The sequence below is a fragment of the Bacillus sp. TH25 genome, from assembly GCF_016650935.1.
Taxonomy (GTDB): Bacteria; Bacillota; Bacilli; order Bacillales; family Bacillaceae_G; genus Bacillus_A; species Bacillus_A mycoides.
The window spans coordinates 221829-241235 of record NZ_JAEKEU010000002.1 but is presented as its reverse complement, the minus strand read 5'-3'; the positions used below and the strand labels follow the sequence as shown (position 1 = coordinate 241235).

General features: G+C 34.5%; 24 protein-coding genes. 20 read left to right on the top strand and 4 right to left on the bottom strand.

Annotation, left to right across the window (positions count from 1 at the left end; translation table 11 throughout):
- Window positions 1-137: 137 nt before the first annotated feature.
- Together JFT89_RS01315 and JFT89_RS01310 are read left to right on the top strand one after the other, a co-directional pair.
- On the top strand, window positions 138-365 hold the full coding sequence (locus JFT89_RS01315) for a hypothetical protein (RefSeq protein WP_201039382.1): 228 nt from the start codon (window positions 138-140) through the stop codon (window positions 363-365).
- Between the two features lie 112 nt (window positions 366-477).
- Complete coding sequence (locus tag JFT89_RS01310) at window positions 478-1137, top strand: oxidoreductase (protein WP_003188777.1); 660 nt, start codon at window positions 478-480, stop codon at window positions 1135-1137.
- A 29-nt stretch (window positions 1138-1166) separates the two neighbouring features.
- Here the strand turns inward: JFT89_RS01310 and namA are convergent, their stop codons facing one another.
- Window positions 1167-2204 (bottom strand): NADPH dehydrogenase NamA, encoded by a 1038-nt coding sequence (gene namA, locus JFT89_RS01305; protein ID WP_016094217.1) that lies wholly within the window; start codon window positions 2202-2204, stop codon window positions 1167-1169.
- 133 nt (window positions 2205-2337) lie between these two features.
- Between namA and JFT89_RS01300 the strand changes: the two genes are divergently transcribed.
- The 6 genes from JFT89_RS01300 to JFT89_RS01275 all read left to right on the top strand — a co-directional run bounded on the left by JFT89_RS01300 (window position 2338) and on the right by JFT89_RS01275 (window position 7209).
- Window positions 2338-2790, top strand: coding sequence for a methylated-DNA--[protein]-cysteine S-methyltransferase (locus JFT89_RS01300; protein ID WP_002031467.1), 453 nt, complete (start codon window positions 2338-2340; stop codon window positions 2788-2790).
- A 25-nt stretch (window positions 2791-2815) separates the two neighbouring features.
- A complete protein-coding gene (locus JFT89_RS01295) occupies window positions 2816-3814 on the top strand; it encodes a DUF2628 domain-containing protein (RefSeq protein ID WP_016094216.1) in 999 nt (332 codons plus the stop codon).
- A gap of 71 nt (window positions 3815-3885) precedes the next feature.
- Window positions 3886-5547, top strand: a complete 1662-nt coding sequence (locus JFT89_RS01290) for a peptide ABC transporter substrate-binding protein (RefSeq protein WP_002126994.1) — start codon at window positions 3886-3888, stop codon at window positions 5545-5547.
- Window positions 5548-5606: 59 nt separating this feature from the next.
- Entirely contained in the window at window positions 5607-6023 is a 417-nt protein-coding gene (gene fosB / locus JFT89_RS01285; protein WP_002064996.1) for a FosBx1 family fosfomycin resistance bacillithiol transferase, read from the top strand.
- Between the two features lie 14 nt (window positions 6024-6037).
- Entirely contained in the window at window positions 6038-6580 is a 543-nt protein-coding gene (locus JFT89_RS01280) for a short-chain dehydrogenase (RefSeq protein WP_201039381.1), read from the top strand.
- Between the two features lie 17 nt (window positions 6581-6597).
- On the top strand, window positions 6598-7209 hold the full coding sequence (locus tag JFT89_RS01275) for a phosphoserine phosphatase 1 (RefSeq protein WP_002064998.1): 612 nt from the start codon (window positions 6598-6600) through the stop codon (window positions 7207-7209).
- A 46-nt stretch (window positions 7210-7255) separates the two neighbouring features.
- Here the strand turns inward: JFT89_RS01275 and exsB are convergent, their stop codons facing one another.
- Window positions 7256-7870: an exosporium protein ExsB gene (exsB, locus tag JFT89_RS01270; protein WP_002086058.1), complete on the bottom strand. Its 615-nt coding sequence runs from the start codon at window positions 7868-7870 to the stop codon at window positions 7256-7258.
- A gap of 181 nt (window positions 7871-8051) precedes the next feature.
- Between exsB and cotH the strand changes: the two genes are divergently transcribed.
- The 8 genes from cotH to JFT89_RS01230 all read left to right on the top strand — a co-directional run bounded on the left by cotH (window position 8052) and on the right by JFT89_RS01230 (window position 15764).
- Complete coding sequence (gene cotH, locus JFT89_RS01265; protein ID WP_033706694.1) at window positions 8052-9128, top strand: spore coat protein CotH; 1077 nt, start codon at window positions 8052-8054, stop codon at window positions 9126-9128.
- Between the two features lie 120 nt (window positions 9129-9248).
- Entirely contained in the window at window positions 9249-9866 is a 618-nt protein-coding gene (locus JFT89_RS01260) for an NUDIX hydrolase N-terminal domain-containing protein (RefSeq protein ID WP_002065001.1), read from the top strand.
- Between the two features lie 104 nt (window positions 9867-9970).
- Window positions 9971-10573 (top strand): undecaprenyl phosphate transporter UptA, encoded by a 603-nt coding sequence (gene uptA, locus JFT89_RS01255; RefSeq protein WP_002065002.1) that lies wholly within the window; start codon window positions 9971-9973, stop codon window positions 10571-10573.
- Between the two features lie 96 nt (window positions 10574-10669).
- A complete protein-coding gene (locus JFT89_RS01250) occupies window positions 10670-12049 on the top strand; it encodes a putative polysaccharide biosynthesis protein (protein WP_002031482.1) in 1380 nt (459 codons plus the stop codon).
- A 186-nt stretch (window positions 12050-12235) separates the two neighbouring features.
- The gene (locus JFT89_RS01245; protein ID WP_000932386.1) at window positions 12236-13177 is read left to right on the top strand and encodes a magnesium transporter CorA family protein; all 942 of its coding nucleotides are present in this window, start codon (window positions 12236-12238) and stop codon (window positions 13175-13177) included.
- Window positions 13178-13376: 199 nt separating this feature from the next.
- A complete protein-coding gene (locus tag JFT89_RS01240) occupies window positions 13377-14273 on the top strand; it encodes a permease (RefSeq protein WP_000418719.1) in 897 nt (298 codons plus the stop codon).
- Window positions 14274-14276: 3 nt separating this feature from the next.
- A complete protein-coding gene (locus tag JFT89_RS01235) occupies window positions 14277-15146 on the top strand; it encodes a TIGR03943 family putative permease subunit (RefSeq protein ID WP_002065003.1) in 870 nt (289 codons plus the stop codon).
- 111 nt (window positions 15147-15257) lie between these two features.
- Window positions 15258-15764 carry an acyl-CoA thioesterase gene (locus JFT89_RS01230; protein WP_002012448.1) on the top strand — a complete coding sequence of 169 codons (507 nt, stop codon included), beginning with the start codon at window positions 15258-15260 and terminating at the stop codon, window positions 15762-15764.
- A 129-nt stretch (window positions 15765-15893) separates the two neighbouring features.
- Here the strand turns inward: JFT89_RS01230 and JFT89_RS01225 are convergent, their stop codons facing one another.
- Entirely contained in the window at window positions 15894-15980 is an 87-nt protein-coding gene (locus JFT89_RS01225; protein WP_000505094.1) for a YjcZ family sporulation protein, read from the bottom strand.
- Between the two features lie 159 nt (window positions 15981-16139).
- Between JFT89_RS01225 and cls the strand changes: the two genes are divergently transcribed.
- From cls to JFT89_RS01205, 4 genes are all read left to right on the top strand, one after another.
- Window positions 16140-17324, top strand: coding sequence for a cardiolipin synthase (gene cls, locus JFT89_RS01220; protein ID WP_002065004.1), 1185 nt, complete (start codon window positions 16140-16142; stop codon window positions 17322-17324).
- A 32-nt stretch (window positions 17325-17356) separates the two neighbouring features.
- Window positions 17357-17815, top strand: coding sequence for a spore coat protein (locus JFT89_RS01215; RefSeq protein ID WP_002135854.1), 459 nt, complete (start codon window positions 17357-17359; stop codon window positions 17813-17815).
- Between the two features lie 186 nt (window positions 17816-18001).
- Entirely contained in the window at window positions 18002-18181 is a 180-nt protein-coding gene (locus JFT89_RS01210) for a hypothetical protein (protein WP_002065008.1), read from the top strand.
- A 98-nt stretch (window positions 18182-18279) separates the two neighbouring features.
- Window positions 18280-18900 carry an NAD(P)-dependent oxidoreductase gene (locus JFT89_RS01205; RefSeq protein WP_002065009.1) on the top strand — a complete coding sequence of 207 codons (621 nt, stop codon included), beginning with the start codon at window positions 18280-18282 and terminating at the stop codon, window positions 18898-18900.
- A 24-nt stretch (window positions 18901-18924) separates the two neighbouring features.
- Here JFT89_RS01205 and JFT89_RS01200 read toward each other — a convergent pair whose 3' ends face one another.
- The gene (locus tag JFT89_RS01200; protein ID WP_000217328.1) at window positions 18925-19407 is read right to left on the bottom strand and encodes a DUF456 domain-containing protein; all 483 of its coding nucleotides are present in this window, start codon (window positions 19405-19407) and stop codon (window positions 18925-18927) included.

Below are 19407 nucleotides of genomic sequence, written 5' to 3'. Positions count from 1 at the left end.
GTTTTAATACAAAACGGAATAATTACGTTTTAGGTTGCGAACCTAGTATAATACATCTTTATGAAAGTTGCAATAAATAATAATCATTACGATTTGTTTTTGTTATAAATTTGTCAAAAAGAAAGGTATTAATTTTTATGATTGGTGCATATGTGACAATGTTACTTTCATATATTGGGAGGGAGCAGAAAAAAGGGGATGAGCGTTTGGGTTACTTCATGGAGGCTATCTTATTAATATTTGCGGTAGTATTGCCATTATCTTTTGTTTTAATTTTTTTAAGGAGATTAATAAGTAATTTAGGAGATGCTACAACAATAACGAAATTACCAATGGAGGAAAAAGAAAAGAAAAAGAGTAAGTAAAGCACTATGCGTACGCATAGTGCTTTACTTATGGTAAAATGGGAGAACGGAAACTCCTGTTAGCGACGATTAGCTATAGGAGAGAATAGTAAATAAAGAGGTATACACATATATGAATAAGCGAACAGCGTTAGTACTTGGCGCAAGTGGGCTAGTTGGACAAGAAATAACGCGACTATTACTTGACTCAGATTACTACGATTCGGTTACTATTTTTGTAAGAGAACCATTACAATTACAGCATGAGAAATTGCAACAGAAACAGGTGGATTTTTCAGTATTAGAGGAATACAAAGAATTTTTTGCAGTAGATGATGTTTTTAGTTGCTTAGGAACAACGATAAAAAAAGCGAAGTCGAAGTCGAATTTTAAAAAAGTAGATTATGAATATACATTACGAGCTGCCTGCTTAGCTGAAAAACAAGGCGTGCAAAATTTTCTTGTTATTTCATCAATGGGAGCAAAACCTAAATCATTTTTCTTTTACTCGCAAGTGAAGGGGAAAATGGAAGAGGAGCTGAAAAAGCTAGTTATTGGTGGCATACACATTTTCAGGCCGTCATTATTAGTAGGAAATCGACAAGAATATCGTTTTGGGGAAAGAATGGCTGAGAAATTATCTCGTATTCTTCCGTTTATATTTAAAGGGGCTTTTAAAAAGTACAAACCAATTTCAGCTAAAGATGTGGCGAAAGGAATGTATATAACAGCGCTGCGTGAAGAATCTGGTATTCATATTTATAATTCAAATGAAATTACAACGATAGAATAAATAAAACCGAGAAGACTCACTTCTCGGTTTTATTTATTAGTTTTAATTTTTCCGGGTGCTCGCCCGTATTGATATGGTTCTTTTAATTCAAAGCCAAGTTCATTGGCGGCTATTCTTGGGAAGTATGGATTACGAAGTAACTCGCGTCCGATAAAAATTAAATCTGCTTCGCTATTATTTAAAATTTGCTCCGCTTGTAATCCAGTCGTAATTAATCCAACTGCACCTGTTGCAATGTTAGCATTCTCTTTAATGTGTTTGGCATATTGCACTTGATAACCTGGATATACATCAATATGAGCTGGGACAACTGCACCAGAGCTACAATCGATTAAATCTACCCCTTGTTCTTTCATCCATCCTGTATACTGCACATAATCTTGAACTGTTAACCCGTCAGGATGATAATCATTTGCTGAAATACGAACAAATAACGGTCCGTTCCAAACTTCATTTACAGAGTCAATGATTTCGCGTAAGAAACGATAGCGATTTTCAGGTGAACCCCCGTATTCATCAGTCCGCTTATTTGAAAGCAGAGAAAGAAATTCATTAATAAGATAACCGTGAGCACCATGTAATTCAATAACGTCAAATCCCGCTTGTTTTGAACGTAACGCAGCTTTTTGAAAAGCTAATACGGTGTCTTTAATTTGTTGCTTACTCATTTCCACGGGTATTTTCATTCCATCGTTAAACGGAATTGCTGAAGGAGCTAAAGCGTCCGTTTCTAATTCAGCCTTTCTTCCGGCATGAGCGAGTTGAATGGCAGCTTTTGCGCCGTTATCATGTATAAATGCTGTCGTCTTATGTAAGCCTTCAATTAGATTATCATCCCAAATGCCTAAGTCTTTGTTAGAAATACGTCCTTCAGGTAACACAGCTGTTGCTTCAATCATAACTAAGCCTACTTGGCCAGCAGCCCTGGTTCCATAATGAATGAGATGAAAATTGGTTACTCGGCCATCCGCGTTTTCTGATGAATACATACACATAGGCGACATAACGATACGGTTTTTTAGCGTAACGTCCTTAATTGTATAAGGTGAAAAAAGTTGAAGCTCCATCAAATATCCCCCTTGATTGAATTTTCTTACATTGTATCATCCTCTTTTTTGTTTCCCTAATAAAACGCTTATACGAAAAATTTCGTCTATTCGTGTTACAATGGCTAATATGAATTGAATTGGAGGATGACATATGTATCAGGCTTATTATGAAAGTGAATTAGGTTTGCTGGAAATTACAGCGAATACGAAAGGGATTACGTCTGTTATATTTGTTGAAGAAAGAAAAGAAGAACATAAAAATGAACTTGTTGAACAATGTATAAATGAATTAGATGAATACTTTGAAGGAAAAAGAAAAGAGTTTACAGTTCCATTGTCTGCTGAAGGAACACCATTCCAAAAGAATGTATGGGAAGCACTTTACACCGTACCATATGGCGTAAGTGCTTCATATTTAGATATTGCAGATAAGGTTGGGAATACGAAAGCTGTACGAGCGATAGGAGGGGCAAATAGCCGGAATCCAATTTCAATTATCGTTCCATGTCATCGTGTAATAGGAAAGAGTGGAAAACTTGTTGGGTATGCAGGTGGTTTATGGAGGAAAGAGTGGTTATTGAAGCATGAAGGCATATTAAAATGAAGTATGGATGGAAAGAGGGATTGTTTTGAAATGTATAAATTGTGGGCGACCTTGTATTAATGATCAGTTGAATTGTGCAAATTGTCAATGGAACTTGCATAATAAACAAGGTGAAGAAAGCTCGCTAATAGACAAAGAATTAGAAGTATATGTAGGGAGACAATATCCATATTACAAAAGAAAATGGGAGCTTGAGAATAAGCGAATTGCTAGGTGGAGCTGGAATGGTTTGGCTGCTATTTTCAATGTAGGTTGGCTTGGATATCGTAAGTATTATTTACCTGCTGCTTTATTTATACTGTTATTAGTAGCATGTGATGCATTTTCTTATTATATGGGGTTCAACGTAGCGTTGCCAATCATTAATATGGTGCCTCTTACGTTTTTATTACTCATTTTCATTCTATTTGGGATGGGGATTTTTGCAAATGGATTATATTATCAATTTGCAGAAAGGCGTATATATCGAATAAAAGCACGGGGAATTAAAGATGAATCGGTTGAAAATTATCTGATCCGTGATAGTGGTGGAACGAGTAAAATGGGAGCAACAATCGTTACTATTTTAGCAGTTGCTAGTATTTTTTTCAGTCATTTCTTTTTTCCGACTGATCGAGATATTATACAAAAAGTACGTACAAGTTCGCTTTATGAATATCCGTTCTTTTCGATTGGTGAATCGTTTGAAAGCTATTTTCAAAATTCAGGGTGGATATATTATCGTGGTTCGGAAGGTATGGAATTAGTAGAATTTCAAGGATACAGCCCAGGGATGCCAAGACAAAAAGTTACAATTCAATTTATTGTTGATTATAAATTGAGTGAAATTGAGCCATATTCCCTTACGATTAATGGTGAATCTAAAAATGAAGAAGAGTTTTTGAAGATGATGGAAGAAATATTCAAGGTTCAAAATCCGTTTGAAATAGAGGATGGATTGCAAGTAAATGCTATTCAACAAAGCGGAGGGAAAGCAATTTCTGACCGCTTTTTTTCTTTTTATGAAAATAAATATTTAAAATAATCAGAATTTTTTGTATAATAAAATATATTATACAAGTTTTAACTTATACATATAGATTGGGGGAAGGAAGAATGAAGAGAAAGGTAACAACGATTGCTGCAGTTGCATTATCGGCTAGTGTACTGGTTGCGGGATGTGGGAATGGGGAGAAGGCTTCGACAACGAAGAAAGAATCAAGTAAGGGAATGGCAGATAAACAAGTTTTAAATTTGCTAGAAACAGCTGAAATTCCTTCAATGGATACATCTAAATCAACAGATTCTGTATCTTTCCGTGTATTTGTAAATGCAATGGAAGGATTATATCGTCTAGATAAAGATAATAAACCAACTCCAGGTATGGCCAAAGACGTGAAGATTAGTGAAGATAAAAAGACATATACATTTGAATTACGTGATGCAAAATGGTCAAATGGTGATCCAGTTCGAGCACAAGATTTTGTATATGCATGGCAACGTACATTAGATAAAGCAATAGCAGCAGAATATGCATTTATTTTATTTGATGTGAAAAATGCACAGAAAGTAAATAAAGGAGAAGTACCGTCGGATCAATTAGGTGTTAAAGCGAAGGATGATAAAACGTTGGTAGTAGAATTAGAGCAACCAGCACCTTATTTCCTTGAGCTTACTTCGTTCCCTACATTCTTCCCATTAAATGAAAAGTATGTAAAAGGACAAGGGGATAAATACGGATTAGAAGCAGATAAATTATTGTACAATGGACCATTTACAATGAGTGAATGGAAACATGAACAAAGTTACCAGTTAAAGAAAAACCCAAATTATTGGGATAAAGATGCTGTAAAATTACAAGAAATTAATGTGGGTATAGTAAAAGAGACAAGTACTGGGGTAAATTTATATGATAGTGATCAAGCAGACCGTGTCATTTTAAGTTCTGAGTTTGTAGACAAATATAAAAAGAATAAACCAGATGAATTTAAAACGAAGCTAGACCCACGTATGTATTTCCTACGTTTTAATCAAAAAAATGCAACGTTTAAAAATCAAAAGGTTCGTGAGGCGATTGATTTAGCGTACGATAAAAAAGGAATTGCGGATGTAATTTTGAATGATGGATCATTGCCAGCGTATTTCTTAGTACCTGAAAAGTTTACGACAGGACCAGATGGAAAAGACTTCCGTACTGTAAATAAAAATTTCCGTGACAGTAAAGATAATGCTGCGAAAGCAAAAAAACTGTGGGAAGAAGCGAAGAAAGAACTTGGTCAAGATACAATTACAGTAGAATTACTAAATGATGATAACGGTAGTCGTAAAAAAGTGGGCGACTTTATTAAAGAAGAATTAGAGAAAAACTTACCTGGTATTAAAGTGAATTTGAAGCAACAACCATATAAGCAGAAGTTAGATTTAGAAAAGAAATTTGAATATGAATTCTCATTATCTGCATGGAGTCCAGATTATCCAGACCCAATGACATATATTGATATGTTCGTTACTGGAAGCTCATTTAATGAAATGGATTATTCAAATCCGAAGTACGATGATTTAGTAGCAAAATCAAAAGGAGAACTACTAAAAGATGACGCAGCACGCTGGAAAGCACTTGCAGAAGCTGAAAAAATCTTAATTGGTCAAGATGCTGCAATCTCTCCTACGTACCAACAAAGTACAGCTTACTTAGAGAAGACGTATGTAAATGGTATTGCTAACCATACGTTCGGTGGCGACTTTAGTTATAAATGGGCATATATTACAAAGAAATAGTATAATAAAAGATGAGTGAATTTTCGCTCATCTTTTATTTGTTTAGGGAGGAACGTGGAGTGTTGAAAGGAATCAATCATCTTTGTTTTTCAGTATCAAATTTAGAAAACGCTATTATGTTTTATGAAAGAGTGCTAGAAGGAGAACTATTAGTTAAAGGGAGAAAACTTGCATATTTCAATATATGTGGAGTATGGATAGCACTGAACGAAGAGGCACATATTCCAAGAAAGGAGATTCATCAATCTTATACGCACCTCGCATTTTCTGTTGAACAAGAAGACTTTGAACGCTTACTGCAGCGATTAGAAGAAAATAAAGTTCATATTTTACAAGGAAGAGAGCGTGATGTGAGAGATTGTGAGTCTATATATTTTGTTGATCCTGATGGTCATAAATTTGAGTTTCATTCAGGGACGTTACAAGACCGTCTAAATTATTATAGAGATGAGAAAGCTCATATGACATTTTACTAAGGGGGGGAAAGAAGTTGCATGCGCTTGTAATTGGTGGAACAGGAATGCTAAAGAAAGTTTCTATGTGGCTTTGTGATCAAGGGTTTCATGTTTCTATTATTGGACGAGATAGTACGAAATTGGAAAATGTGAAGCAAGTGAGTTCTGTACCGGGAAATATTACGTGCCTTCCTTTAGATTATCAAAATGACGATGATGTAAAGCAATCTATTATAAATACAATTGAACAAAATGGTCCAATAACATTAGTTGTTGCCTGGATACACTCTAGTGCAAAGCATGCATTACGACTCATTTGTAATGAGGTAGAATTGTCGTCGGAAAAGTACAGTTTATTTCATATATTAGGTAGTAGTGCATCACGTACGAAATCACAAAAAATAGGCGGGGCATTATGTAGTTATTACAGAGTTATATTAGGGTTTATTTTAGAAGATACATATGCAAGGTGGCTTACTCATGAAGAGATAGCTGACGGAGTTATAAAAGGAATTGAAAGTAAATGCACAGAATGGATTGTAGGGAGAGTAGAGCCGTGGGAATTGCGGCCGAAATGATAAGGGGGAAATAGGAAATGAAGACAACAGTATATGTAACAAGGCACGGTGAGACAGAATGGAATGTAGCAAAGCGGATGCAAGGACGAAAAAATTCAGCCTTAACTGAGAATGGTATGATACAAGCGAAACAATTAGGGGAGCGTATGAAGGATTTACCTCTCCACGCCATATATAGTAGTCCAAGTGAAAGAACGCTTCATACTGCTGAATTGATTAAAGGGGAACGCGATCTTCCAATTATAGAAGATGAACGTTTCTATGAAATAAACATGGGGATATGGGAAGGGCAAACAATTGCTGACTTGGAAATGCAATATCCAGAAGAAGTACATTTATTTTGGAATGAACCACATCTTTTTCAGTCAACATCAGGGGAAAACTTTGCGGCCGTTCATAAAAGAGTAATTGAAGGGGTACACTTTCTTTTAGAAAAGCATAAAGGAGAAAATATTTTAATAGTTACTCATGCTGCAGCAGCGAAATTACTCGTAGGGCATTTTGCAGGTTTTGAAATTGAACATGTATGGGAAGAGCCATTTATGCATAGCGCGAGTCTTAGTGTGATTGAATTTGATGAAAACCGTGGTAAAGTAAAACAATTTGCAGATATAAGTCATTTTCAGTAAACGTAAAAAAGGTCGCAAAGCGACCTTTTTTGGTGGACATAAAAAACTAGCAATTACGTTTTTTATACCAGAAGTGATCGAATTTCTTATTTTTGCAAGATGGGAACTTATGTCCGTCTCTGCAATCATTCCATTTGTGCCCGTCATCGTGACAGTCTTTACCATGATCACAATCATCATCGCAAGAGCTACCGTGTCCGTGAGGGAAGAATTCGCATTTTTTACAGAAACTTCGTTTTGTCCAGAAAAATTTCTTTTCAAAGCGTATGCATTTTGTAACGAACGTACAATGCTTTCTGCGAGTACGTTTTGTAACTAAAACGCATTCTTTTCTACGCGTCACTTTTGTAACGAACGTCCATTTTTGAACGCGCACACGAGTGCATTTCGTAACAAACGTCCATTTTTTAACATGAGTACATTTTGTAACGAAAGTACAATGTTTTACGCGAGTACATCTTGTTCTTGGACATTTACGCCCTGTTGTACATTTACGCCCTGTTGTACATTTACGCCCTGTTGTACATTTACACCCTGTTGTACATTTATGATGAGAGAATTTATCATCATCGCACTCAAAAGTACTTGGATCTTGGTGTAAGAAATCCTCCATACCAGCACTTTTGATTTCTTCAACAGCTTTTCTAATATCACGTTTCATAGAAATCCTCCTTATCGAGTGTTAAATTGAAAAGGTATTCTTTTTCCTTAACATGATATGAGATTCGACTTCTTTCTGAACAGGACAAGAGTGTAATTTTATATAAATAGATGATAGCGGATGTATGGACAAGACAAGGCGCATACATTGAATGAAGAGAACTGAGAAGGGATGAGAAAACATGCTGCCTTCATATGATTTTTTTGTTCATCCAATGTACTTAGTGGAATTGAAAAAGGACATTTGGTCAGATAGTCCAGTGCCAGCAAAATTAACTTATGGAAAAAAGAAGTATGACATTGATATCGTATACCGAGGGGCTCATATTCGCGAATTTGAGAAAAAGTCTTATCATGTTATGTTTTATAAACCGAAAAAATTTCAAGGCGCGAAAGAGTTTCATTTGAATTCTGAGTTTATGGATCCGTCTCTCATACGAAATAAATTATCTTTAGATTTTTTTCATGATATTGGTGTACTTTCGCCAAAATCACAACATGTATTTATAAAAATTAATGGTCAAATTCAAGGTGTGTATTTACAGTTAGAATCAGTTGATGAAAACTTTTTGAAAAATAGAGGGTTACCGAGTGGTTCTATTTATTATGCGATAGATGATGATGCGAATTTTTCGTTAATGAGTGAGCGAGATAAAGATGTTAAGACAGAGCTCTTTGCGGGTTATGAATTTAAATATTCGAATAAAAATAGTGAAGAACAACTGAGTGAATTTGTATTTCAAGCGAATACTTTGTCGAGGGAAGATTATGAAAAAGAAATCGGGAAGTTTCTACATGTAGATAAATATTTAAGATGGTTAGCTGGAGTTATTTTTACGCAAAACTTTGATGGTTTCGTTCATAACTATGCACTATATCATAACGATGAGACAAATTTATTTGAAGTGATACCGTGGGATTATGATGCGACTTGGGGGCGAGATGTACAAGGGAGACCACTTAATCATGAATATATTCGTATTCAAGGTTATAATACGTTAAGTGCAAGATTGTTAGATATACCTGTATTTAGAAAACAATACCGAAGTATTTTGGAAGAAATATTAGAAGAACAATTTACCGTTTCGTTTATGATGCCGAAAGTAGAAGGTTTGTGTGAAGCGATTCGTCCATATTTACTACAGGATTCATATATGAAAGAAAAATTAGAAACATTTGATCAAGAAGCTGATATGATTGATGAATATATAAATAAAAGAAGGAAGTATATACAAGACCACTTACATGAATTGGATTAATTTTGAAAGAGATTGGAACATTATCAATCTCTTTTTTTGTATACTAAAGATAGAGAAATAAAAAAGCGAAATAATATTTATTAGTAGAATGAAATTGATTAAGAATGGAGTTGTATAGATATGACGGTTAAATGGATTGATTGGGTAAAACAAATACAATCAATAGCTCAAGCAGGTTTAACGTACTCCAAAGATGTGTATGATCTAGAGCGTTTCCAACAATTACGGGACATTTCAGTTTCAATGATGTCACATTACACAAAGACAGATTGGGAAGTAGTAGAGAAGTTATTTGCAAGTGAGACAGGCTATCAAACACCTAAAGTTGATATACGGGCGGTTATTTTTCAAAATGAAAAACTATTATTTGTGAAAGAAAAAAGTGATAGGAAATGGGCATTGCCAGGTGGATGGGCTGATGTTGGTTATACGCCAACAGAAGTAGCAGCAAAAGAGGTTTTCGAAGAGACAGGATATGAAGTAGATCATTTTAAGTTACTAGCTATATTTGATAAAGAAAAGCATCAACCATCACCTTCAGCAACGCATGTATATAAGATTTTTATTGGCTGTAATATTGTTGGTGGGGAAAAGAAAGTTAGTATTGAAACAGAAGAAATAGAGTTTTTTGGTGAAGATAAATTGCCGGATTTATCAATTGCTAGAAATACAGAAGAGCAAATTAAAGAAATGTTTGCCTACATGAAAGACCCGCAGAAAGAAAAAATAATAGATTAATACTGCTTGAATTGTACATATTGTTAAAATGAAGATATTGGCAGAATGCAACCTTTATGTAATAATGGGATGGTATGTGAAGAAAAAAGGAGATAGAAAATAAAATGTTAGCAAGCATAATAGATCAGTTATTGCAATTTTTTGCAAGCCTAGGTTACTTTGGAGTAGCGCTAGCTTTAATGATTGAAATTATCCCGAGTGAAATTGTACTTTCGTATGCTGGCTTTTTAGTCGCAGATGGTAAAATTAGCTTTGTCGGTGCAGTTATTGCTGGAACAATCGGTGGTACTTTAGCTCAAATCTTTTTATATTGGCTTGGATACTATGGAGGACGTCCAGTTGTAGAGAAATATGGAAAATATCTACTTATTAATAAACACCATTTAGACATAGCAGAAAATTGGTTTAAGCGTTACGGAGCTGGAGTAATATTTTCGGCACGTTTTATCCCAATTGTACGTCATGCAATCTCTATTCCGGCAGGACTAGCTAAGATGCCATTAAAACTTTTCACACTGTATACAGTTGTAGCGATTATTCCATGGTCAATACTATTTATATACTTAGGTGAAAAGCTTGGTGGAAATTGGCGACATATTAAAGAGTATGCATCTGATTACACACATTACATAATTATAGGGGCTGTTCTCTTTATTGCTCTATACTTCGGTTTAAAGTATTTAAAAAAGAAAAAAGCAGCGCGTTAAAGTCAATGATTTTTCATTGGCTTTTTTTATTGTTTCAGTTCTAAAAAAAAGGAGTTGTCCATAATGTGTAATAATAAAGCGTAGCGGGGGAATGTGATGAAAGGATCACCGTTTTTACGTGGAACGATATTTTTAACGATGGCAACGATGATATCTAAAATGTTAGGGTTCATATATGTTATACCATTTACAGCAATGGTAGGTACGAGTGGGTACGTATTATATACGTATGCATACCGTCCTTATACAATTATGCTTAGTATTGCAACGATGGGATTGCCACTTGCCGTTTCAAAAATGGTTTCAAAATATGATCAACTCAATGATTATCACACTGTTAAGAGAGTGCTAAAGAGTGGTATCGTTTTTATGGTCATTATGGGCGTTATTTCTTGTTTAGCATTATATATGTTAGCACCACATTTAGCTAAACTTGTGATTGATGGAAATGATCAGTCGGGGAATAGTGTGGTAGCTGTCACGCACAATATTCAAATTGTAAGTTTTGCGTTAATACTCGTTCCTGTAATGAGCTTGTTACGTGGTTTCTTTCAAGGTTTTCAATCTATGGGACCTTCTGCGCTCAGTGTAGTTGTAGAGCAATTTTTTCGGGTCTTAACTATTTTGATAGGAAGCTTTGTCGTTTTATATGTTATAAAAGCTTCTGTTTCGTTGGCAGTTGGTATTTCAACATTTGGAGCATTTATGGGAGCACTAGGTGGATTAAGTGTTTTAAGTGCGTATTATATAAGAAGGAGAAAACATTTAAAGAAAAAAGAGATTGCCAGTATACCACAAACGACGAAAACTTTTTTTTCGTTGTATAGAGAACTGTTTACATATTCTATTCCTTTCGTTGTAGTAGGATTAGCGATTCCGTTATATCAGACGATTGATACATTTACAATTAATAAGCTACTTATACAAGTAGGATATATGCAAGGAGAAGCAGAAAAGATTAATGCGATTATTGGCCTTGTTCAGATGGTTGTACTTATCCCGGTTTCTGTTGCAACGGCTTTTAGTATGTCCCTTGTACCTGAGATGACGAAAGCTTATACAGCGGGAAATGAGAAGCTACTGTATAAACACTTTACAAGGACAAATTTATTAGTGGTAGGAATTACCGTACCGGCGGCGATTGGGATGATGATTTTAGCAAAACCAGTATATACTCTTTTATTTGGTGCTGGAAATGATCCGGAGATGGGCAGTATTATTTTGCAGTACTATGCTCCTGCTTGTATACTATTCTCACTATTTACAGTAACCGCTGCCATGTTACAAGGAATTAATCAACAACAGAAAACAGTGCTAGGATTAGTAATCGGAATAACTGTGAAGATAGTTTTAAATATTGTATTGCTACCGTATTTTGATTATGTAAGTTTTATCATTTCAACATACGCTGGCTATACGATTTCAGTCGGCTTTAACTTGTGGATGCTTTCTAAATATGTTATAAAGGCAACATAAGCTTTTTTAAAGGCAGAGAACACTCTGTCTTTTTCTATGTTTACAAGATTTTTCTTAAAAAAACGTTTTCAAAATAATTTTTCTATTGAAATTTAATCGTTTGTTTCATATGCTGAAAATAGCGGTTCAAAAACTGTTGTTTAAGTGAGGTAGATTCCCACATGTAAAAAGAATCGGGGTGATAGTATGTTAAATATTTATTTAACAGACCGAAACGGAAAACTACAAGAGATTGAGGAAATGCAAAAGGGCTGCTGGATTAATGTACTTCATCCAACAGAAGAAGAAATTCAGTATCTAGTACAAACTTTAAATGTAGACTTAGATTTCATTAAAGACCCTTTGGATGATGAAGAACGCTCTCGTATTGAAAAGGAAGACAATAATACTTTAATTATCGTGGATATTCCGACAGTCAGACATGATGAAGAAGGAAATTCAATTTATGACACGATTCCAATAGGTATGATTGTAATGCCAGATTGTTTTGTTACTATTTGCTTAGAAGAAAATCCAATTTTTGAACGCTTTATTAATCAACGTATTAAAGAATTTTATACGTTTAAAAAGACGCGCTTCGCACTTCAGCTCTTATATACAATTTCTACTTATTATTTAAGATACTTAAAGCAAATTAATCGAAAAACAATCGATTTAGAGCACCAATTAAATAAGTCGATGAAAAATAAAGAAATTTTCACATTGCTCGGCCTTGAAAAAAGTTTAGTTTATTTTACAACATCATTAAAGGCAAATAAAATTGTAATTCAAAAATTAATGCGAAACAGTACATTTTTGAAAATGTATGAAGACGATCAAGATTTACTAGAAGATGTATTAATTGAAAATAAGCAGGCTATTGAAATGGCGGAAATATATAGTCACATTTTAAGTGGAATGATGAATACATTTAGTTCGGTTATTTCTAACAATTTAAATAGTGTTATGAAACTGTTGACTTCTATTACAATCATTTTATCATTACCAACGATGGTTTCTAGTTTCTTTGGAATGAATGTAAAGGTTCCGTTTGAAGGGGAAGCACATGGTTTTGTAATTGTACTTATAATATGTGTAACATTATCTTTCACTTTAGCATTTGTTTTTTGGAAGAAACGTTACTTTTAATGATAGGAAAGCTGCGCTAGCATAGTTATAAAACTGTGCTAGCGCAGCTTTTTTTGCTATGAAATCTCAATTTTGGAACAGAATATAACTTGTGAAATGTAATGTGTATGAAGGTTATGAATTCCATATAACTCTTGTTCAAATAATGAAATGGGGTTAAAATTACATATTGTTAATGAAAAGTTGGAGGAAATACATCATGGAATTGTTTCAATTACCGAAAGCATTCCTGCAAATGAATACAATCTTTATCTCAATATTAATCGAAGCACTTCCTTTTGTGCTAATTGGTGTATTTATTTCAGGATTCATTCAAATGTTTGTGACAGAAGATATGGTGGCAAAATGGATGCCTAAAAACCGATTTCTGTCTGTTTTATTAGCTACTTTTTTAGGTATGATGTTTCCTGGATGTGAATGTGGAATTGTTCCGATTGTAAGACGATTAATCGGAAAAGGGGTTCCACCCTATGCAGGAATTGCATTTATGTTAACTGGACCGATTATTAATCCAGTTGTATTATTTGCAACATATGTTGCTTTTGGAAGTAGTATGCACATGGTATGGTATCGTTCTATTGTAGCGATTATCGTAGCAATTATCGTTGGAATTATATTATCATTTATGTTTAAAGAACATCAATTAAGAGATGATCACTTCCCAGAAGTGAATCATAAGCGTCCGTTACGTACAAAAATGTGGGATGTATGTACACATGCTGTTGAGGAATTTTTCTCAATGGGAAAATACTTAGTGTTAGGAGCGTTAATTGCTGCTGCAGTTCAAACGTTTGTACAAACTTCAACATTGCTTGCTATTGGACAAGGTCCGTTTTCTTCATCAGCTGTAATGATGGGACTTGCTTTCATTTTATCACTTTGTTCAGAGGCGGATGCATTTATTGCTTCTTCGTTCCAAAGTACATTTTCAACAGCGTCACTTGTCGCGTTTCTCGTATATGGACCGATGGTGGATATTAAAAATATGTTTATGATGCTTGCGACATTTAAAACAAAATTTGTAATTGTTGTGACGGTTACAGTTACACTTGTTGTTTATGCAAGCTCACTACTCATTTATGCGATGGGGTGGTAGGTTATGTTTCGAGCATATATATTATTAGGCTTTACAATTTTAATTGGACAGCTTCATATTTCCGGTAACATTACGAAGTATATAAATATGAAGTACGCCTATTTATCAAAAACTGCTGCTATTATTTTAGGTTTCTTAACGATTGTACAAATTATTATCGTTTTCCAAAAAGAGCACCAAAAGGAAAAAGAGAAGCATGATTGTAGTTGTGATCATAGTCATTGTGGGCATGATCATTCGAAAGATGAGAATAAATGGTGGAAAAAAGTGTTTTCTTACACGTTATTCTGTTTTCCAATCATTACAGGATTGTTTTTCCCAATTGCAACATTAGATTCCGATATTGTTAAGGCGAAGGGATTCCATTTTCCAGTAGCGCAAGCAGAAAGTAAAGATCCATTTATGACAAGGCAATTTCTAAGACCTGACACGAGCATTTATTACGGGAAAGAAGGATACCGTGGTGTAATGGAAAAAGGGAAGAAAGAGTTTGTTACGAAAGATAATATCACTTTAAAAGATGAAGATTTCTTAAAGGGTATGGAGACAATTTATAATTATCCTGGTGAATTTACTGGTAAAACCCTGTCTTATAAAGGATTTGTTTTCCGAGATGATTCTTCTAAAAAGGAACAATATTTCTTATTCCGTTTCGGTATTATACATTGTGTAGCGGATTCGGGTGTATATGGTATGTTAGTTAAAAAACCAGAAGGTGTAGAGTGGGAAAATGATGATTGGATTCAGATAGAGGGAGAAATTTCAACTGAATTTTATCAGCCGTTCCATGCAAATATTCCTGTTTTAGAGGTAACGAAATGGAATAAAGTTGAACAGCCGAAAGAACAATATGTATTTAGAGGAGCCGATTGATAAGATCGGTTCTTTTTTATGGACTAAAAGTTCTAAAAATTGTTAATATTAAACGTGTAGTTCATGAGGTGTAGTGTATATTAGGGATAAATAATTAAAGGGGTGATAACAATGACTGAAGTAAAGGGTAAAACAGCTAATGAATCAAGGGTGTTTAAAACGAGTCGAGTATTTCCAACGGATTTAAATGATCATAACACGCTATTTGGTGGAAAGATATTGGCGGAGATGGATATGGTTGCTTCAATTTCAGCAACGAGACACTCGAGAATGGAATGTGTCACAGCGTCTATGGATTGGGTAGATTTCTTACATCCAGTACGTTCTTCAGATTGTGTTAGTTATGAATCTTTCGTAATTTGGACGGGAAGAACTTCTATGGAGATATTTGTGAAAGTAGTAGCAGAAGATTTAATTTCAGGTAAAAAACGTGTAGCAGCAACTTCATTCGTTACTTTTGTTGCGCTTAGTAAGGAGAATAATCCAGTTCCTGTACCGCGTGTTATCCCTGAGACAGAAGAGGAGAAAGAATTGCATCGAATTGCTGTGTTACGTGCAGAACAGCGCCATATTCGTAAGGCAGAGAGTAAGAAGGTAGCTACACTGCTAACTTTTTGATGTAAAATACTTTCCTAGTGGTACTATTTTGTAATAGGTTAGGAGATTTTTAAAATGAAAAGCGGACACCTAAAAATAGGTGTCCGCTTTTATAGTTTTTTCATCCCCATATCGTACTACAATAACTGCTTAGCAGAAGCAAGCAGCACCGACGATAATTAAGAGGATAAATAATACGACTAGTAGCGCAAATCCATTACCATGTGCGAAGCCCATTGTTATTTCCTCCTTTTATTTTAAGATACAACATACAATATGCAGATGAGCTCCTGTTTGATATGGACGTATATCATGCAATGACATATTTTTTGTATGATAATGTTTTAAAAAAGGAAAGATATAGGAATAACAGTAGTTAGAGAAAGGAACGTATCCATGAAGCGCTTTTTAATTGTAATAATTTGTTTTATAGGTGTATTCATATGGATGAACGTTGATGTGGAAATGGGGAAGAAAATGGCTAGTGGATATGAATTAGAAAAAATCCGATCAGGGGATTTTCAAGTATATACAAACGGTGATGAGTTATATAAAAGTTTATTTGAGGATATAAATCGTGCAGAAAAGAATGTGTATATTCATTTTTATATTGTAGGAAAAGATGAAGTAAGCGAAAAGTTCTTACAGTTATTAGAGAAAAAAGCATCTAGCGGAGTAGATGTGAAATTGTCAGTAGACCGCATTGGCGGATATAAGCTTAAGAAAAAGATAATTAATCAATTAAAAGAAAAAGGCGTGAAGTTTACATTTAGTAAAAAACCTAAATTAAAAAACTTATTTTATTCTTTGCATCAACGTAATCATAGACGCATTGTTACTATAGATGGGAAAGTTTCGTACATTGGTGGCTTCAATATCGGAAAGGAATATCTTGGACAGGATCCTAAATTTGGTCCGTGGCGTGATTATCATGTACGCATCGAAGGGAATGGAGCTACTGATATGGAACGGAAGTTTGCGGAAGATTGGCAAGAAGATACGGGAGAAAAGTTGCCTATACACCAAGAGTTACCTGTACAAGGAAATGTAAAATATCAATACGTATTTTCGAATGGAAAAGGTTTATGGAAGGAGTATGGAGCGTTTTTAAAGAAGGCAAAACATTCTTTAATTATCGCTACACCATATTTTGTACCGAGTAAAGAAATGGTGAAGGGGCTGAAAGATGCATTAAATCGTGGTGTCCATGTAAAAATCCTCGTCCCATTTAAAAGTGATGCAGTATTGCTAAAACAGGCTGCCTATCCTTATTTGAAAGACATGTTAGATGCTGGAGCGGAGATTTATCAATATCGAAATGGATTTTTTCATGGGAAGGTAACAATCATCGATGAGGAAATGGTTGATATTGGTACAGCAAATTTTGATAATAGAAGTTTTTACTTAAATAACGAATCTAACTGTTTCATATATGATAAGACAGTCGTTGCTGACGTATGGAGTCGATTAAAAGAAGACTTTCATAAATCAAAACGATTTTCTGAAGAAGATTTTGAGAAAATTAGTAGATGGGATTGGTTTCTAGCAAGAATATCAAATGTTATCGCATCATATTTATAGTATAGAGATGAAATAGGAAGGGAGGCGCTTTAATGGATTGTATGAAAGAATTGATGACATATAGTTACACACTTATATATAAAGTTGGAGAATACACGAGCAAGGTTCGAGATGAAGAATTAAAAGATATTTTGCAGCATCATTTGCCGTATATGTTACAAGCATATAATGAACAAGTGAATTTTCAAGAAGGAGAAAATATACAACATATAACTTGTAAACAAATGTGGCCGGAATTTACTGAAATGGATAGGGAAACAGATAATGAGTATACAGGGGATATTGGGATTGCTATTTGTTATATTTCACATTTGAAACGATTAGCATTAAAGTTTGCTCAAGTGGCAGTAGAAGTTGCGAACCCGGAGTTTCGTTCTTTTCTGGAAAATTGTTTTGTGAAAATGAATCGTTATGCTTATAGTGTTTGGCAATATGTTGTGAAGAAGGAATATAAGATTAAACATGTATATGAAAGTGAAAAATTCGCGTGAAAAGCTAAGGTGGAATGAAAGGCACCTTAGTTTTTTTATGTCTAATTAGAATGGGAGGATTAAAGATTGGCTATGTGATCCGAAAATTTACAAAAGTTTACTGTATCTTTACTATTTTTAAATCTTCCCTTTAAAAAAAAGAGTAATATGGGATTGTACATATTCTATCAAAGGGAGGAAACGCAAATGAACAAATGGGTTAAGTCATTAACTGCTATGGCACTTGCAAGTTCTTTATTAATGGTAGGTTGTAGTAAAGATGGGGATAAAAAGAAAGAGGATGACACAACTTCGCAGCAAGATGAAAAGAAAGATAAAGAAACAAGCGGAACAGACAAGTCTTCTGATTCGAAAGAAAAGAAATAAATAATAGAGCTTCCTCACATAAACGAGGAAGCTTTTTTGTTGTATATTTGTATGTATTAGGGAAAAATAGAGAGAAAGAATGGAAGAGGGGATAATATATGAAAGTATGCATATTAGGAGCGACAGGTAGAGTAGGATCACACATTTTGAAGTTAGCATTACAAGATTCATATGAAGTAACGGTATTAGTTCGTGATTTGAGTAGAGTGGAAACAGAGCATGAAAGGTTGCATGTTATTAAGGGAAATGTATTAAGCGGAGATGATATAAAGGAAGCAATTAAAGGATGTGATATTGTAATTAGTGCTCTTGGAACTGATCGAAATGGGACGTTAGAGAAGAGTTTACCGATTATTATAAAGCAAATGGAAGAAGAGGGCATAAAGAAAATTGTTACAATAGGAACTGCTGGTATTTTACAAGCGCGAACAAATCCAAGTATATATCGTTTCCAATCAAAAGAATCGAAAAGAAAAATGACAACAGCTGCGGAAGATCACTTAGCTGCTTATGAAGCGTTGAATAATAGTAAACTATGTTGGACTGTTGTTTGTCCGACGCATTTAATAGACGGTGATGTAACTGGTGTATATCGAACGGAAAAAGATATGTTGCCAACAGATGGATCGAAAATCACAGTTGGTGATACAGCTCATTTTACATGGAGTTTACGTAATAAAAGCTTATACGAGAAAAGTCGAGTAGGTATTTCATATTAAAAAACCATCCCAAAATAGGGATGGCTAAAAAATGATATAGCATACAAAGATGATAATCATAATGATTTGGAGAATGGCTTTGGCTACTGTACTACTTAAAAAACCGACTACAGTTGCAATTCCGACTAAAAGGGCGTCTTTTGGCGCCTTTTTATGCATTAGTTCCGTAATAAATACAGATAGGAACGGTATGATAATAAGCCCGAATGGTGGGAAGAAGAACGATCCGACAATGATAGAAACCATACCAACACGTTCGCCCGATTTTGTACTTCCGTATTTTTTTAGGAAGTATCCATTTGCAATAAAGTCAGCAACGAAAATGAAGAGTGTAAAAATGACTTGAATAATCCAAAAAGATGTCGTTAACTCTCCGCCATTTATTCCAAAATGATAAATGAAATAACCAGCCCATACGGCAAGGATGCCAGGGATAATGGGGTATATAAAGGCAAGAAATGAAACAATGAAACAAGCAATGATACAAATTGTTAGTAAAACAGTCAC

Bases quoted from the DNA above. Each gene is read 5' to 3' on its own strand.
- JFT89_RS01315 (WP_201039382.1), top strand. From the start codon at position 138: ATGATTGGTGCATATGTGACAATGTTACTTTCATATATTGGGAGGGAG.
- JFT89_RS01310 (WP_003188777.1), top strand. From the start codon at position 478: ATGAATAAGCGAACAGCGTTAGTACTTGGCGCAAGTGGGCTAGTTGGA.
- namA (WP_016094217.1), bottom strand. From the start codon at position 2,204: ATGGAGCTTCAACTTTTTTCACCTTATACAATTAAGGACGTTACGCTA.
- JFT89_RS01300 (WP_002031467.1), top strand. From the start codon at position 2,338: ATGTATCAGGCTTATTATGAAAGTGAATTAGGTTTGCTGGAAATTACA.
- JFT89_RS01290 (WP_002126994.1), top strand. From the start codon at position 3,886: ATGAAGAGAAAGGTAACAACGATTGCTGCAGTTGCATTATCGGCTAGT.
- JFT89_RS01275 (WP_002064998.1), top strand. From the start codon at position 6,598: ATGAAGACAACAGTATATGTAACAAGGCACGGTGAGACAGAATGGAAT.
- exsB (WP_002086058.1), bottom strand. From the start codon at position 7,870: ATGAAACGTGATATTAGAAAAGCTGTTGAAGAAATCAAAAGTGCTGGT.
- cotH (WP_033706694.1), top strand. From the start codon at position 8,052: ATGCTGCCTTCATATGATTTTTTTGTTCATCCAATGTACTTAGTGGAA.
- JFT89_RS01260 (WP_002065001.1), top strand. From the start codon at position 9,249: ATGACGGTTAAATGGATTGATTGGGTAAAACAAATACAATCAATAGCT.
- uptA (WP_002065002.1), top strand. From the start codon at position 9,971: ATGTTAGCAAGCATAATAGATCAGTTATTGCAATTTTTTGCAAGCCTA.
- JFT89_RS01250 (WP_002031482.1), top strand. From the start codon at position 10,670: ATGAAAGGATCACCGTTTTTACGTGGAACGATATTTTTAACGATGGCA.
- JFT89_RS01245 (WP_000932386.1), top strand. From the start codon at position 12,236: ATGTTAAATATTTATTTAACAGACCGAAACGGAAAACTACAAGAGATT.
- JFT89_RS01240 (WP_000418719.1), top strand. From the start codon at position 13,377: ATGGAATTGTTTCAATTACCGAAAGCATTCCTGCAAATGAATACAATC.
- JFT89_RS01235 (WP_002065003.1), top strand. From the start codon at position 14,277: ATGTTTCGAGCATATATATTATTAGGCTTTACAATTTTAATTGGACAG.
- JFT89_RS01230 (WP_002012448.1), top strand. From the start codon at position 15,258: ATGACTGAAGTAAAGGGTAAAACAGCTAATGAATCAAGGGTGTTTAAA.
- JFT89_RS01225 (WP_000505094.1), bottom strand. From the start codon at position 15,980: ATGGGCTTCGCACATGGTAATGGATTTGCGCTACTAGTCGTATTATTT.
- cls (WP_002065004.1), top strand. From the start codon at position 16,140: ATGAAGCGCTTTTTAATTGTAATAATTTGTTTTATAGGTGTATTCATA.
- JFT89_RS01215 (WP_002135854.1), top strand. From the start codon at position 17,357: ATGGATTGTATGAAAGAATTGATGACATATAGTTACACACTTATATAT.
- JFT89_RS01210 (WP_002065008.1), top strand. From the start codon at position 18,002: ATGAACAAATGGGTTAAGTCATTAACTGCTATGGCACTTGCAAGTTCT.
- JFT89_RS01205 (WP_002065009.1), top strand. From the start codon at position 18,280: ATGAAAGTATGCATATTAGGAGCGACAGGTAGAGTAGGATCACACATT.